At 68.1% G+C, this 14,014-nt stretch carries 13 protein-coding genes; 8 read left to right on the top strand and 5 right to left on the bottom strand.

Translation table 11 applies throughout. The annotated features are described in order from the left end of the window. Window position 1: 1 nt before the first annotated feature. The 3 genes from mobA to CBM2594_RS11460 form a co-directional block, all read right to left on the bottom strand. Window positions 2-601, bottom strand: a complete 600-nt coding sequence (mobA, locus tag CBM2594_RS11470; protein ID WP_116356925.1) for a molybdenum cofactor guanylyltransferase MobA — start codon at window positions 599-601, stop codon at window positions 2-4. Window positions 602-622: 21 nt separating this feature from the next. Further along, the gene (gene moaA / locus CBM2594_RS11465) at window positions 623-1,747 is read right to left on the bottom strand and encodes a GTP 3',8-cyclase MoaA (protein ID WP_116356924.1); all 1,125 of its coding nucleotides are present in this window, start codon (window positions 1,745-1,747) and stop codon (window positions 623-625) included. A 223-nt stretch (window positions 1,748-1,970) separates the two neighbouring features. After that, on the bottom strand, window positions 1,971-5,105 hold the full coding sequence (locus CBM2594_RS11460) for an Rne/Rng family ribonuclease (protein ID WP_116356923.1): 3,135 nt from the start codon (window positions 5,103-5,105) through the stop codon (window positions 1,971-1,973). A 793-nt stretch (window positions 5,106-5,898) separates the two neighbouring features. Here CBM2594_RS11460 and CBM2594_RS11455 point away from each other — a divergent pair. Genes CBM2594_RS11455 through CBM2594_RS11440 form a run of 4 tightly spaced genes read left to right on the top strand, consistent with a single transcriptional unit; the run spans window position 5,899 to window position 9,195 of the window. Then, complete coding sequence (locus tag CBM2594_RS11455; RefSeq protein WP_116356922.1) at window positions 5,899-6,900, top strand: RluA family pseudouridine synthase; 1,002 nt, start codon at window positions 5,899-5,901, stop codon at window positions 6,898-6,900. 30 nt (window positions 6,901-6,930) lie between these two features. Continuing rightward, entirely contained in the window at window positions 6,931-7,590 is a 660-nt protein-coding gene (locus CBM2594_RS11450) for an HAD-IA family hydrolase (protein ID WP_116356921.1), read from the top strand. Continuing rightward, window positions 7,583-7,981 carry a Rieske (2Fe-2S) protein gene (locus tag CBM2594_RS11445; RefSeq protein WP_116356920.1) on the top strand — a complete coding sequence of 133 codons (399 nt, stop codon included), beginning with the start codon at window positions 7,583-7,585 and terminating at the stop codon, window positions 7,979-7,981. The genes CBM2594_RS11450 and CBM2594_RS11445 overlap by 8 nt, the downstream gene beginning before the upstream one ends. Window positions 7,982-8,004: 23 nt before the next feature. Beyond that, the gene (locus CBM2594_RS11440; protein WP_116356919.1) at window positions 8,005-9,195 is read left to right on the top strand and encodes a S49 family peptidase; all 1,191 of its coding nucleotides are present in this window, start codon (window positions 8,005-8,007) and stop codon (window positions 9,193-9,195) included. A gap of 72 nt (window positions 9,196-9,267) precedes the next feature. Here CBM2594_RS11440 and CBM2594_RS11435 read toward each other — a convergent pair whose 3' ends face one another. Both CBM2594_RS11435 and CBM2594_RS11430 read right to left on the bottom strand, forming a co-directional pair. Continuing rightward, complete coding sequence (locus CBM2594_RS11435; protein WP_116356918.1) at window positions 9,268-9,999, bottom strand: SAM-dependent methyltransferase; 732 nt, start codon at window positions 9,997-9,999, stop codon at window positions 9,268-9,270. Window positions 10,000-10,024: 25 nt separating this feature from the next. Continuing rightward, a complete protein-coding gene (locus CBM2594_RS11430) occupies window positions 10,025-10,624 on the bottom strand; it encodes a Maf-like protein (protein WP_116356917.1) in 600 nt (199 codons plus the stop codon). A gap of 200 nt (window positions 10,625-10,824) precedes the next feature. Here CBM2594_RS11430 and CBM2594_RS11425 point away from each other — a divergent pair, with 200 nt between their 5' ends. From CBM2594_RS11425 to CBM2594_RS11410, 4 genes are all read left to right on the top strand, one after another. After that, complete coding sequence (locus CBM2594_RS11425; protein WP_116356916.1) at window positions 10,825-11,415, top strand: DUF177 domain-containing protein; 591 nt, start codon at window positions 10,825-10,827, stop codon at window positions 11,413-11,415. 119 nt (window positions 11,416-11,534) lie between these two features. Then, window positions 11,535-11,714, top strand: a complete 180-nt coding sequence (gene rpmF, locus CBM2594_RS11420; protein ID WP_010814675.1) for a 50S ribosomal protein L32 — start codon at window positions 11,535-11,537, stop codon at window positions 11,712-11,714. A 106-nt stretch (window positions 11,715-11,820) separates the two neighbouring features. Continuing rightward, entirely contained in the window at window positions 11,821-12,900 is a 1,080-nt protein-coding gene (plsX, locus tag CBM2594_RS11415; RefSeq protein ID WP_116356915.1) for a phosphate acyltransferase PlsX, read from the top strand. A 52-nt stretch (window positions 12,901-12,952) separates the two neighbouring features. Then, the gene (locus CBM2594_RS11410) at window positions 12,953-13,933 is read left to right on the top strand and encodes a beta-ketoacyl-ACP synthase III (protein WP_116356914.1); all 981 of its coding nucleotides are present in this window, start codon (window positions 12,953-12,955) and stop codon (window positions 13,931-13,933) included. Window positions 13,934-14,014 lie beyond the last annotated feature (81 nt).

Below are 14,014 nucleotides of genomic sequence, written 5' to 3'. Positions count from 1 at the left end.
TTCAGCGCGCTTCGTGCGCGCGCAGTTCGTCCAGGGTGTTGATATTGGCAAAGGCCGCGGCGTCGTCGAACAGCACTTCGGCCAGCCGCTGCGAGGCGGCCCAGGTTTCGATCTTGCGGCCGCCCCCGGAAAGATAAGCCACCAGGCTGTCGAGCGCACTGACCGGCATCAGGCAGAACACCGGCTGGGTCTGGCGCCGGCCGTCCGGGTCCAGCGTGACCGGGATCGCCAGCTCGGCGCCTTCGGCCTCGATCGCCTGCGCCAGGCGCGCTACCAGGTCGGTCGGCAGGAACGGCGAGTCGCACGGCGCCGTCACCATCCAGGGCGTCGCGCATTGTTCCAGGCCGGCGAGCATCCCGGCGAGCGGGCCGGCGAAGTCGGGCACGCTGTCGGTGTAGACCGGCACGCCGAAGGACTCATAGGCGGCCAGGTTGCGGTTGGCGTTGATCATCAGCCCGCCCACCTGCGGCGTCAGCCGCATCATCGTGTGCATGGCCATCGGTGTGCCACGCAGCGGCTGCAGGCCCTTGTCGGTGCCGCCCATGCGGCTGCCCCTGCCGCCTGCGAGGATCAGGCCGGTGATGTCGTCGCGTGCAATCATTGGATGGGGTGTGCGGCGGGTTCAGCCGCCGATATAGGACATCTCGATCTTGCGCTCGGCGCGCCTGGCGCGCACGGCCGGGTCGCTGCGCTGCTCGGAATAGTTGTCGGTGCGGCCCTGCCAGACCTGCGCGATCGCGTTGGAGATTTCCAGGTCGCTGTAGCCGCCGCGCAGCAGCGCGCGCAGGTCGAAGCCCTCGGTGGCGAACAGGCACAGGTAGAGCCGGCCTTCGGTGGACAGCCGGATGCGGCTGCAGTCGCCGCAGAAGGCATGGGTGACGCTGGAGATCACGCCGATCTCGCCGGCGCCGTCGCGGTAGCGCCAGCGCTCGGCGGTTTCTCCCGAATAATTGGCCTGCACCGTTTCGAGCGGGAATTCGGCTGCGATGCGCTTCACCACTTCGGCCGACGGCAGCACTTCGTCCATCTGCCAGTGGTTGCTGGCGCCGACGTCCATGAACTCGATAAAGCGCAGGATGATGCCGCTGTGGCGGAAGTGGCGTGCCATCGGCACGATTTCCTGGTCGTTGGTGCCGCGCTTGACCACCATGTTGACCTTGATCGGCGCCAGCCCGACGGCCTGCGCGGCCTCGATGCCGCGCAGCACGTCGGCGACGGCGAAGTCGACGTCGTTCATGCGGCGGAAGGTGGCGTCGTCGATCGCGTCCAGGCTGACGCTGACCCGCGTCAGGCCGGCGTCGCGCAGCGCGCGCGCCTTGCGCGCCAGCAATGAAGCGTTGGTGGTGAGCGTCAGGTCCAGCGGCTTGCCCGACACGGTCTCGAGCTTCGCCAGCATCTCGACCAGGTGTTCGATGTTCTTGCGCAGCAGCGGCTCGCCGCCGGTCAGGCGGATCTTCTCGACGCCGTGGGCAATGAACAGGCGCGCGGTGCGCTCGATCTCCTCGAAGCTGAGCAGTTCGGAATGCGGCAGGAAGGTGTAGTCCTTGTCGAACACTTCCTTGGGCATGCAGTAGACGCAGCGGAAGTTGCAGCGGTCCGTCACCGAGATGCGCAGGTCATGCAGCGGCCGGCCGCGGCGGTCGGCCACCAGGCCGGCCGGCGCAACCAGGGTGCCGGGAATGCTGGGCGTCATCGAGCGGTAGCGATGGTCGCGCAGGTCGAAAATCGGGATGACGGATTCGGTCATGGCCTGTGGGTGGCACGGCGTCCGGGGAGCGGGGCGGCAAGGCAAGAGGCGATGTGGCGCGGGCGCTCGGGGGCCGGATGCATTCTGCTGCCATTCTAGCCGAGGCCGGGGCGGGGCATCCGCATCCCGCGGTGATGACGGGGATTCACGGGCCGCCGGCCACAAAAAAAGGGGACGGCCAGGCCGTCCCCTTGTTGCTTTGGCTGCGGCGCAGCGGCGTCGCTTACTGCTGCGATGCCATCTGCACTTCGCGGCTGCCGGTTTCCACCAGGATCATCGGGCCCTGGGGCAGCGGCGGCAGCGGCTTGCGCTCGCGCGGCACGCGCGGGGCGGGCGCGATGCGGGCGGCGGCTTCCTGGGCCGAGCGCAGCTTGTCGCTGTCGGTGTGGACCCATTGCAGGCCGGCGGTGGCTAGCATCGGCTCCAGGTTTTCCAGCGCCGCCGGCGCCACGGCAGCGGCCGGGGCCGGAGTCGGCGCAGGGGCCGCGACCGGGGTCGGGACCGAGACTGCCGGCTCGACCACCGGAACGGCTTCTGCAACCGGCGCGAGCATCGGCTCCGGTGCGGCTGCCGGAGCAGCAGTCGGCACGACCGGCGCCGCGGTCTCGACCACTGCGCTGACGGCGGGTTCGGCAATGGCTTCGGCTGCAACGGCCTCGGTCACTGCAGCGGCCACCGGCTCAGCGGGCTGTGCAGCTTGCGCGGCCACCGGCTGGGCTGCCGGCGTCGCTTGCGCGGCCGGGGCCGGCGTCACGTCTTCCGGCACGGCGATGCGGATGGCTTCGACCGGTTCGGCCGCGGCTTCGGCAGCCACGGCTGCTTGCGGCGCGGGCTCGGCCGGTACGCCGGCTTCGGCGCTGGCCGGGGCGAAGCCTTCGCCAGCCGTGCCTTCGCCTTCCCCTTCACCTTGCGCGCCCTGCACCGACTCGTCGCGTTCGCGGCGATAGCGGTTGCGGCCACGGCGGTTGCGGCGGCGGCGTTCCTCGCCCTCGGCGGTCTCGGCGGCGTCGGCGGCACCTTCGGCGCCCTCCGGCAGCTCGGCGCGCGGCTGGAGGTCTTCCGTCACGGCCTGCGGCAGCACGCCCAGGGCCTGGGCGGCGGCGATGGCTTCCGGCTGCGGCGCTTCACCGGCTTCGGCTTCGCGCAGTTCGCTGCGCTCGCGCTGGCGTTCGCGCTGGCGCTCGCGGCGTTCCTGGTTGCGGTCGCGGCGGCCTTCCTGGCGGGCCTCGGCGCGTTCGCCCTGGGCGCGCTCGGCGGGCATGGCCTCGGCCTGGCGCGCCACGGCGGGGGTTGCCTGGCCTTCACCTTGCTGGCGCGGCTGGCGGCCCTGGCGCTCGCCACGGCCCTCGCGCTGCTCGCCACGCTCACCGGCCTGGCGCTCGCCACGTTCGGCTCGCTCGCCACGCTCCCCGCGCTGGCCGCGGCCCTGGCGCTCGCCACGCTCGGTGCGTTCGCCACGCTCGCCGCGCTCGCCACGTTCGGCGCGCTCGCCACGCGGTCCGCGGCCTTCGCCACGCGGGCCGCGCTCACGCCGGCCCTCGGCGCTGCGGGTTTCCGCGGCGGCCGCGGGCTTGGCCGGCTCCACCACCGGCGGGGTGGCCGGACGGGCACCGAACAGGCCCTTCAGCCAGGCGATGAAGCCGCCGGCTTCGACCGGCTTGGTGGCCGGCACGGGCGGGGCCACGGGCGCGGCTTCCGGGCGCGGCGCGCGCTCGGGGCGCGGCACCGAGACCGGGGCGGGCTGCTCGGGCGTGATGCCCTTGACCGCGGCTTCCTGGCGCGGCTTGGCTTCTTCCTTGCGGCGGCTGCTGTAGCTGGTGTCGGCTTCCAGTTCCTTGGCGGCGGCCTCGGCCATCTTGTAGCTGGCGGTGCTGTCTTCCAGGCGCGGATCGTCGTGGCGCAGACGCTCGAGCTTGTAGTGCGGCGTTTCCAGGTGCTTGTTGGGAATCAGCAGCACGTTGACCTTGAAGCGCAGCTCGATCAGGTTGATCTCCTGGCGCTTCTCGTTCAGCAGGAAGGCGGCCACCTCCACCGGCACCTGGCAATGGATGGCGGCGGTGTTTTCCTTCATCGCCTCTTCCTGGATGATGCGCAGCACCTGCAGGGCGGACGATTCGGTATCGCGGATATGGCCGGTGCCGTTGCAGCGCGGGCAAGTGATGTGCGAGCCCTCCGACAGCGACGGGCGCAGGCGCTGGCGCGACAACTCCATCAGGCCGAAGCGGCTGATCTTGCCCATCTGCACGCGGGCGCGGTCGTGGCGCAGCGCGTCCTTCAGGCGCGTTTCCACGTCCTTCTGGGCCTTGCCCGACTCCATGTCGATGAAGTCGATCACGATCAGGCCGCCCAGGTCGCGCAGGCGCAGCTGGCGGGCGATTTCGTCGGCCGCTTCCAGGTTGGTGCGCAGCGCGGTTTCCTCGATGTCGGCGCCCTTGGTGGCGCGGGCCGAGTTCACGTCCACGGAGACCAGCGCCTCGGTGTGGTCGATCACGATGGCACCGCCCGAGGGCAGCATCACCATGCGCGAGTAGGCCGACTCGATCTGGTGCTCGATCTGGAAGCGCGAGAACAGCGGAACATCATCCCGGTACTTCTTCACGCGGTTCATGTTGTCAGGCATCACCACGCTCATGAAGGCGCGGGCCTGTTCGTAGATCTCGTCGGTGTCGATCAGGATCTCGCCGATATCCGGCTGGAAGTAGTCGCGGATGGCGCGGATCACCAGGCTGGATTCGAGGTAGATCAGCAGCGGCGCCTTGTTGTCGCCGGCGGCGCCGTCGATGGCCTTCCACAGTTGCAGCAGGTAGTTCAGGTCCCACTGCAGTTCCTCGGCCGAGCGGCCGATGCCGGCGGTGCGGGCGATGATGCTCATGCCTTCCGGCACGGTCAGCTGCGCCATGGTCTCGCGCAGTTCCTGGCGGTCTTCGCCCTCGATGCGGCGCGACACGCCGCCGCCGCGCGGGTTGTTGGGCATCAGCACCAGGTAGCGGCCGGCCAGCGAGATAAAGGTGGTCAGGGCCGCGCCCTTGTTGCCGCGCTCTTCCTTTTCGACCTGGACGATCAGTTCCTGGCCTTCGTGCAGGGCGTCCTGGATGCGCGCATTGCGCACGTCGATGCCTTCCTTGAAGAAGGCGCGCGCAACTTCCTTGAACGGCAGGAAGCCGTGGCGCTCTTCGCCATAATTGACGAAGCAGGCTTCCAGCGAGGGTTCGATGCGGGTGATGACACCCTTGTAGATGTTGCCCTTGCGCTGTTCGCGCCCGGCAGTTTCGATGTCGATATCGATCAGTTTCTGACCGTCGACGATGGCGACGCGCAATTCCTCTTGTTGCGTCGCGTTGAACAGCATGCGTTTCATCGCAATACCTCACTCCAGTGTCGCGGGTGGCACCGTCTGGGCGGTGTCCGCGGCGATCCATGGAGCACGCGAGGGAGCGAGCGAAGGCGCGAGAATTGCCGGAAAGCGCCGCTGCGCAAGACATGCGAGCGGCTGGGCGCGGGTGAAAGAGAGCGATGACGTCGGGGTAACGACCGCAGGCAGGAGAGAACACCGGAGGCTGCTCTTGCGCAGACATCCGGCGCATTCCCGTGCCGGAGGCGATGCTGGACGCCGGCGCAACCAGCGCAGCGGGCATCGCGGCCGGCCGCGGAAGGCCTAGACGCGTCAAAGAGCAAATTTTTCGGACACGGCATGGTTGCCGTTGCTGCCTGACTTCTCCTGGCGGGCGCACCTACTACTTCTTGGAGTTCTGCGACCGGGCGCCGGTAACTTCCAGTCAGGCGGCAGGTCAACCTGCCGGCCGGCACCGTTTCCCGGTGCGGGCGGGACTTCTCTCACCGAAGCGGATGCCGGCTGCGGCATCCGCCCTTGAATTCTGTTTTACCTGAACACTCAGTTCCCACGTCACCGCCTGCCGTGCCGAAGCCACCTTTGGGCGACTTCCTGCATGCCGGCGGCACCGTGCGTGCTGCTTTTTGCTGCCATTTGCCCGTCTGGCGCTTGGCGGAACGCGAATTGCGGGAGACGGGCGGGGTCGGCGGCAACCCCAAGTGTAGAATGCGGAAAATCGAGTAAAACCCGAAGATCCATCGCTTACACAGGTCTTGCGCTGCCGGCCACGAGCCGGAACAGCGAGGAAATTATATTGAAAATGAATGAGTTACGCCATCAAATTGAAAAGGCTGCCGAAGCTGCGCCGGCCAGCCCACAGGTGGCGTATGTCACGATTGACGAAGGCTCGGAAGGCCAGCGCATCGACAACTTTCTGTTGAAGGTGGCCAAGGGGGTACCCAAGAGCCATATCTACCGGGTGCTCCGCTCGGGCGAAGTGCGCGTCAACAAGGGCCGGATCGACGCCACTTATCGGCTTCAATCGGGGGATGTCGTGCGCATCCCGCCGATGCGGGTGGCGAGCCCGGCGCAATCCGGCGCGGCTCCGGTGCCTGCCGGCGAGTTCCCGGTTGTGTACGAAGATGACCACCTGCTGGTCATCAACAAGCCGGCCGGCGTCGCGGTGCATGGCGGCTCGGGCGTTGCCTTTGGGGTGATCGAGCAACTGCGCCGGTCGCGGCCGCAGGCCAGGTTCCTGGAACTGGTGCACCGGCTCGACCGCGAGACCTCGGGCATCCTGGTGCTGGCGAAGAAGCGCTCGGCGCTGGTCCAGCTGCATGAGCAGATCCGCGGCAACACCATGGACAAGCGCTATTTCGCCTGCGTCGCCGGCGAATTCCCGAATGCCCGCCAGCACGTGAAGCTGCCGCTATATAAGTACAGCACGGCGGACGGCGAGCGCCGGGTGCGCGTCCAGGCCGACGGGCTGGCGTCGCATACCGTGTTCAACCGGGTCGAGGCCTTCCCGGGCTTCACGCTATTGGAGGCCGAACTGAAGACCGGCCGCACCCACCAGATCCGCGTCCACCTGGCGCATTCGGGTTTTCCGATCGTCGGCGACGAAAAATATGGCGATTTCACGCTGAACAAGTCGCTGGCCCGTTCCGGGGCCAGGCCCGGCATCAAGCGCATGTTCCTGCACGCGCACCGGCTGGTGTTTATCCACCCGGCCACCGGCGAGCCGCTGTCAGTGGAAGCGCCGCTGCCCGACGAATGCGTCGGATTCCTGCAACAATTGCGTGAACTGCACGCCCCGGAGTAGGGTAGTGCTCCAAACGCCACAAGGACTTCCATGGCCAGGCAACAATTTGACCTGATCGTTTTCGACTGGGACGGGACGCTGATGGACTCGACCCCGACCATCGCCAAGTGCATCCAGTTGGCCAGCCGCGACCTGGGCCTGCCAGTGCCCGACGACAGCGCGGCCAGCCACGTGATCGGGCTGGGGCTGAAGGATGCGCTGTCGTATGCGGTGCCGACGCTGGACCCGGCCGACTACCCGCGGCTGGCCGAGCGCTACCGCTACCATTTCCTGACCCGCGATGCCGATCTCGTGCTGTTCGACGGCGTGCGCGAAATGCTCGAAACCCTGCGCGGCGAGCACTATTTCCTCGGTGTGGCCACGGGCAAGACGCGCGTCGGCCTGCAGCGCGCGTTGGCCGCCAGCGGCCTGACCGCGCTGTTCGACGCCACGCGCTGCGCCGACGAGACCTTCTCCAAGCCGCACCCGGCGATGCTGCACGAGCTCACGCGCGAACTGGGCCAGGACGTCGGGCGCACGGTGATGGTCGGCGACACCACCCATGACCTGCAGATGGCGGCAAACGCGGGCGCCAAGGGCCTGGGGGTCTGCTACGGGGCGCACCCGGCCGAGTCGCTGCGCGCGATGGCGCCGGTGCACTGCGCCAGTTCGATCGGCGACCTGACCGAGTGGCTGCTGGCCCATGCCTGACGCCGCCTCCGGCCAGGCGCCGGTGCGGCTGTGCGCCGCCGATGCGTTGCAGGAAGGCGGTCTCGGCGTGCGCTTTTCGGTTGCGGTCGAGCAGCGCGAGATCGGCGCCTTCGTGGTGCGTTTCGATGGCGTTGCCCATGCCTACCTGAACCAGTGCGCGCACGTGCCAATGGAGCTGGACTGGCAGGAGGGCCGGTTCTTCGATGCCTCGGGCCTATACTTGATGTGCGCCACTCATGGCGCGGTGTACGCGCCGGATAGCGGCGAGTGCGTTGGCGGTCCCTGCCGCGGGGCTGCGCTGGCCAAGCTGCAAGTCGAGGAACGCGACGGCCAGGTCTACTGGCTGCCGCGGGCCCCGTACCGCGCAGCCGGGCCCTCCGGCGGCGCCTGAATGGTTTTCCACGAGCGATTTGCATGACAGAACAACAGAAACCGCCCTCGGATGAGCCCACCCCCAACGCACCGGGGCAGCCGGACGAGCGCAAGCCCGCCGCGGAAGCCGGGCCGGCCGGGGCCGCCCCCGAGTCCGAGTCCGAGCGCCTGGTGACGGCGCCGCATGCCGATTTTCCGCTGGAAGACGAACTCCGCGCCGGCGATGACGCCGCGCGGCGCGAGGCGCGCGAGCGCAAGGCGCGCTTGTCGGGCACCACCGGCAGCGGCCAGGTCGGCGGCGGCTGGGAGCGCGATGTGCTGGAAAAAGTGTTGACCGCATCGCTGCGAGAGCAGCGCGCGGCGCGGCGCTGGCGCATCTTCTTCCGCCTGGTGACGCTGGGCCTGCTGGCGCTGATCCTGTTCGCGTTGTTCGACTTCAAGGGCGACGGCGTCAGTGCCTCGGGCCGCCACACCGCGATGGTCACGCTGGAGGGGGAAATCGCCGCCGGCACGCCGGCCAGCGCCGAAGCCATCAATGCCTCGCTGCAGGCGGCCTTTGCCGACAGCAACGCCGCCGGCGTGATCCTGAAGATCAACTCGCCCGGCGGCTCGCCGGTGCAGGCCGGCATCATCAATGACGAGATCCACCGCCTGCGCGGCCTCTACCCGTCCAAGCCGCTCTATGTGGTGGTCGAGGAAATCTGTGCCTCGGGCGGCTACTACGTGGCGGCGGCGGCCGACAAGATCTATGTCGACAAGGCCAGCATCGTCGGCTCGATCGGGGTGCTGATGGACGGTTTCGGCTTTACCGGGCTGATGGACAAGCTGGGCGTGGAGCGCCGGCTCTACACCTCGGGTGCCAACAAGGGCATGCTCGACCCGTTCTCGCCGCAGGTGCCGAAGCAGAAGGCCTTCGCCGAAGCGATGCTCAAGCAGATCCACCAGCAGTTCATCGACGTGGTCAAGGAAGGCCGCGGCGACCGGCTCAAGGACGACCCGGAGCTGTTCTCCGGCCTGTTCTGGTCGGGCGAGCGCAGCGTCGACCTGGGGCTGGCCGACGGCCTGGGCAGTGCCGAATACGTGGCCCGCGACCTGTTCAAGGCCGAGGACATCGTCGACTACACGGTCAAGGAGAACATCGCCGAACGCGTGGCCAAGCGCTTTGGCGCGGCCGTGGGCTCGGCGGCGATGAAGACCATGCTGTGGAGCACCGGCATGCAGGGCATGCGCTGACGCCGGCTGCAGCCAGCAGGACCAAGGGGCGCCTGTGCGCCCCTTGGTCGTTTCCGGTTCCGCCGCTTCGCCCTAGACGGCAAGCAGCGAGAAGATCGCCGGGCGCTTGTGCAGGTCGATCCGCCCGGGGCGCCAGTCCGACAGCGGCAGCGTGACGATGGTCTCGCCCGGCAGGGTCAGGTCCACCGCCACGGACAGCAGCGTGGTGCCGGCACAGTGCTGGCGCAGGGCCTCCAGCAGCGCGCCATTGCGGTACGGCGTTTCGATGAAGACCTGGGTCTGGCTGGCCTTGCGCGAGCGCTGTTCCAGCTCCCGCAGCCGCTGCGCGCGCTCGCCGGCATCGACCGGCAGGTAGCCGTTGAAGGCAAAGCTCTGGCCATTCAGGCCCGAGCCCATCACCGCCAGCAGGATCGAGCTTGGCCCCACCAGCGGCCGCACGCGGATGCCGCGCGCATGCGCCAGCCGCACCAGGTCGGCGCCGGGGTCGGCCACCGCCGGCACGCCGGCCTCCGACAGCAGGCCGGCGTCGCGGCCGGTTTCGAGTGGGTCCAGCAGCTCCGCCAGCGCGTCGGCGCGCGTATTGACGTTCAGTTCGCGGATCTCGATCTGCTGGATCGGGCGCGCCAGCGGCGTGGCTTCGCCCAGCTTTTTCAGGAAGGCGCGCGCGGTCTTGGCGTTCTCGGCGACGAGGTAGTCCAGGCCGGCCGCGATTTGCTGCACGCCGGCCGGGATCACGTCGGCCAGCGGGTCGGCTTCGTCGCGCTTGCCGAGGGTATTGGGGATCAGGTAAAGGGTGCCGCTCATCGTGGGTGGGTGCGGTGAATGTGGTTCAGGCGGTAAGAAGCGGGTAGCCGGCCCGGCGCAGCATGCCGGTCAGCGCGATCAGCGGCAGGCCGACCAGCGCGGTGGGATCGTCGGACTCGACCCGCGCCAGCAGCGTGATGCCGAGCCCTTCGGATTTGGCGCTGCCGGCCACGTCGTAGGGACGCTCCAGCTGCAGGTAGGTCTCGATTTCGGCATCGGTCAGGTCGCGCAGCGTCACGCGGGTCTGCACGTCGGCCAATTGCGCGGCGCCGGTGCGGGAATCCAGCAGGCACAGCGCCGAATGGAAGGTGGCGGTGCGTCCCCGCATGCGGCGCAGCTGCGCCACGGCGTTGTCGTGCGTGCCCGGCTTGCCCATCTGGGCGCCGTCGAGCGTCAGCACCTGGTCGGAGCCGATCACCAGCGCGCCGGGGTGGCGGGCCGCGATGGCCTCGGCCTTGCGCTGCGACAGCCGCAGCGCCGTGGCCTCGGGCGACTCGCCGTCGAGCGGCGTTTCGTCGATATCCGGTACCGCGACCTCGAAGGGAATGCGCAGCCGCTCCAGCAGTTCGCGGCGGTAGGGTGAGCCGGAGCCGAGGATCAGCCGGGGGCGGGAGTCTTGGGACATAAGTAATTGAATCAGAATCAGGGCAGGAAGCCGTGTGGCTTCCGCAGCAAGGCCTTTGACCTCGGAAAGGTTTACACCGTATAATCGCGCGTTTAGCCGCATCCGCACCCGGGCGCAGTGCCGCCAATGTGCGCGGCCCGCAATCCGTCAGGTGAGGCATGTGGCGAACCCGTCATTGAATTGCGACAGGAGCCACGCACATGACCCAGCCGATCGACCTGCGCGCGCTTGACCTCTTCGCCATGTGCCGAAAGGGTGAAAGCCTGGCCGGCGACGTGGCGGTGCGGGATTTGCCGCGCATCTTAGCCGAGACCGCCGCGCAAGCGCCAGCCTCGGCACCCGATGAGACGTTCGCCTATACGGCCACCGGCTTCATGCGTGAAGAGGCGGCCGAGCCCGGCGCCCCGGTGGCGCAGCGGCTGTTCCTCGACGTGACGGTGCAGGGCCGGATCTGGCTGGATTGCCAGCGCTGCCTGGCGCCCTATGCCGAGCCGATCGACACGGCAACGCGCTTCGAGGTGGTGGAAAGCGAAGAAGCGGCCGACGCGGCGCCGATCGACGACGACGAAGTCGACGTGATCGCCGGCTCGAAGCGCTTCTCGCTGCTGGAACTGATTGAAGATGAAGTGCTGCTGGCATTGCCGGTGGCACCCAAGCATGACGTCTGCCCGACCGTGCACGAAAGCCTCGTGACCGGATCGGACGGCGAGGCCCAGCCTGAAGCTGAGCCTGAGCAAGAAAAGCGGCCTTCGCCCTTTGCGGCGCTGGCCGGCCTGAAGACCCGGCACTGAAGCCGCCAGCGCGCGGCCTGCAGGGTTTTGCAGGTGAATCTGAAGCATCCGGCCGGGCCCCGGCTACGCCTTGGGCGGGATGCGTGTGTTAATATTGAAAAATTCTCGAAGGAGTCATCATGGCTGTTCAACAGAACAAGAAGTCGCCGTCCAAGCGCGGCATGCACCGTTCGCACGACCACCTGTCGGCCGCGCCGCTGGCCGTCGAGCCGACCACCGGCGAAACCCACCTGCGCCACCACGTCAGCCCGAACGGCTACTACCGTGGCCGCAAGGTCATCAAGACCAAGAACGACTGATAGCTTCGTTCGGCGTGACGTTGCGTCTCGCTCGCGCTTTTTTGTTGGGCGCTCGGATTTCCCGCCGGGCGTGGCGTGCGCCGCCGCGCTATCCGTACCAGGAACAATGACGATCAAAATCGCTATCGACTGCATGGGCGGCGATCACGGAGTTTCCGTGACGGTGCCCGCGGCGATCAGTTTTCTTTCCCGCCACGACGATGCCGAGATGGTGCTGGTCGGCTTGCCCGACGCCATCCGGGCGCAGCTGAAGAAGCTGCACGCGCTCGATCATCCGCGCGTCAGCATCGTCGAGGCCACCGAGGTCATCACCATGGATGACCCGGTCGAGGTGGCACTGCGCAAGAAGCGCGACTCCTCGATGCGCGTCGCCGTCACGCAGGTCAAGGAAGGCCTGGCCGGCGCCTGCATTTCCGCCGGCAACACCGGCGCGCTGATGGCGGTATCGCGCTACGTGCTGAAGACGCTCGAAGGCATCGAGCGCCCGGCCATCGCCACCACCATCCCCAACCAGCAGGGCTGGGGCACCACGGTGCTGGACCTGGGTGCCAATGCCGACTGCGAACCCGAGCACCTGCTGCAGTTCGCGCGCATGGCCGAGGCCATGGTGGCCGTCGTCGACCACAAGGAACACCCCACGGTGGGCCTGCTGAACATCGGCGAGGAAGTCATCAAGGGCAACGAGGTGGTCAAGCGCGCCGGCGAACTGCTGCGCGCCTCGGAGCTGAACTTCTACGGCAACGTGGAAGGCAACGACATCTTCAAGGGCACCACCGACATCGTGGTCTGCGACGGCTTCGTCGGCAACGTGGCGCTCAAGAGCACCGAGGGCCTGGCCAAGATGATCGGCAGCATGATCAAGGAAGAATTCACCCGCTCGTGGTTTACCAAGCTGCTGGCCGCCGTCGCCATGCCGGTGCTGTCGCGCCTGGCCAAGCGGCTCGACCCGGCGCGCTACAACGGCGCGTCGCTGCTGGGCCTGCGCGGGCTGGTGATCAAGAGCCACGGTTCGGCCGATGCCCATTCTTTTGAGTGGGCGATCAAACGCGGGTATGATGCCGCCAAGAATGGCGTGATCGCCCGCATCACCCGGGCTTTTGCCGATAAATCCAGCGCCGCAGGCGGTGCCCAGCCCGCCCCGGAGACAGAGGCGCCTGGCGCGCATCCCAGCCCCCACGTCGCCTGAGCGCCACGCGCGCCGGTCGAGGGTGCCCGCGGGCCATACGATCCGACAATACATGACCAAGTACGCAAAAATCATCGGTACCGGGAGCTACCTGCCTCCGCGGCGCGTGACCAACCATGACCTGGCCGCGCAGCTTGCCGAAAAGGGCATCGAGACCAGCGACGAGTGGATCGTCTCGCGCAGCGGCATCTCGGCGCGCCACTGGGCCGAACCCGATGTGACCAGCAGCGCGCTGGCGGTCAAGGCCGCCGAGCAGGCGATCGAGGCCGCCGGCATCGACCGCCAGGACATCGACCTGATCATCGTCGCCACGTCCACGCCGGACTTCGTGTTCCCCAGCACCGCCTGCATCGTGCAGGAAAAGCTGGGCATCACCAACCACTGCCCGGCCTTCGACCTGCAGGCGGTGTGTTCGGGCTTCGTGTATGCACTGGCCACGGCAGACAAGTTCATCCGCAGCGGCTCGCACCGCAATGTGCTGGTGATCGGTACCGAAGTGTTCTCGCGCATCCTGGACTTCAACGACCGCACCACCTGCGTGCTGTTCGGTGACGGCGCTGGCGCGGTGGTGCTGTCGGCATCCGACGAGCCGGGCATCCTGTCCAGCGCCATGCACTCGGACGGCAGCCATGTCGACATCCTGTGCGTGCCAGGCAACGTCGCGGGCGGCAACATCACCGGCAACCCGTTCCTGCACATGGACGGCCAGGCGGTGTTCAAGCTCGCCGTGAACGTGCTCGACAAGGTCGCGCGCGAAACCATGCAAGCCGCCAGCGTGACGCCCGACCAGGTCGACTGGCTGATCCCGCACCAGGCCAATATCCGCATCATGCAGGGCACGGCGAAGAAGCTGGGCCTGCCGGCCGAGCGCATGGTCGCCACCGTGCACGAGCACGGCAATACTTCAGCCGCCTCGATCCCGCTGGCGCTCGACGTCGCCGTGCGCGACGGGCGCATCCGCCCGGGCCAGACCGTGCTGATGGAAGGCGTGGGCGGCGGCTTCACCTGGGGCGCGGTGCTGCTGCGCATGTGATACGCGGCCGGCGCCGTGGCGTGCCGCGCAGGCAAGACTTGCCGCGGCGCCGGCCCCCGATTTCTTGTTAGGGTTTCCATC

The sequence above is a fragment of the Cupriavidus taiwanensis genome, from assembly GCF_900249755.1.
Taxonomy (GTDB): Bacteria; Pseudomonadota; Gammaproteobacteria; order Burkholderiales; family Burkholderiaceae; genus Cupriavidus; species Cupriavidus taiwanensis_D.
This window is presented reverse-complemented; position numbering and strand designations above follow the sequence as displayed.

What these genes read in the sequence shown, in the direction of transcription:
- CBM2594_RS11450 (WP_116356921.1), top strand. Translation starts at nt 6,931, where the DNA reads ATGGCCAGGCAACAATTTGACCTGATCGTTTTCGACTGGGACGGGACG.
- CBM2594_RS11435 (WP_116356918.1), bottom strand. Translation starts at nt 9,999, where the DNA reads ATGAGCGGCACCCTTTACCTGATCCCCAATACCCTCGGCAAGCGCGAC.
- CBM2594_RS11425 (WP_116356916.1), top strand. Translation starts at nt 10,825, where the DNA reads ATGACCCAGCCGATCGACCTGCGCGCGCTTGACCTCTTCGCCATGTGC.
- plsX (WP_116356915.1), top strand. Translation starts at nt 11,821, where the DNA reads ATGACGATCAAAATCGCTATCGACTGCATGGGCGGCGATCACGGAGTT.
- CBM2594_RS11455 (WP_116356922.1), top strand. Translation starts at nt 5,899, where the DNA reads ATGAATGAGTTACGCCATCAAATTGAAAAGGCTGCCGAAGCTGCGCCG.
- CBM2594_RS11445 (WP_116356920.1), top strand. Translation starts at nt 7,583, where the DNA reads ATGCCTGACGCCGCCTCCGGCCAGGCGCCGGTGCGGCTGTGCGCCGCC.
- CBM2594_RS11460 (WP_116356923.1), bottom strand. Translation starts at nt 5,105, where the DNA reads ATGAAACGCATGCTGTTCAACGCGACGCAACAAGAGGAATTGCGCGTC.
- moaA (WP_116356924.1), bottom strand. Translation starts at nt 1,747, where the DNA reads ATGACCGAATCCGTCATCCCGATTTTCGACCTGCGCGACCATCGCTAC.
- CBM2594_RS11430 (WP_116356917.1), bottom strand. Translation starts at nt 10,624, where the DNA reads ATGTCCCAAGACTCCCGCCCCCGGCTGATCCTCGGCTCCGGCTCACCC.
- rpmF (WP_010814675.1), top strand. Translation starts at nt 11,535, where the DNA reads ATGGCTGTTCAACAGAACAAGAAGTCGCCGTCCAAGCGCGGCATGCAC.
- CBM2594_RS11410 (WP_116356914.1), top strand. Translation starts at nt 12,953, where the DNA reads ATGACCAAGTACGCAAAAATCATCGGTACCGGGAGCTACCTGCCTCCG.
- CBM2594_RS11440 (WP_116356919.1), top strand. Translation starts at nt 8,005, where the DNA reads ATGACAGAACAACAGAAACCGCCCTCGGATGAGCCCACCCCCAACGCA.
- mobA (WP_116356925.1), bottom strand. Translation starts at nt 601, where the DNA reads ATGATTGCACGCGACGACATCACCGGCCTGATCCTCGCAGGCGGCAGG.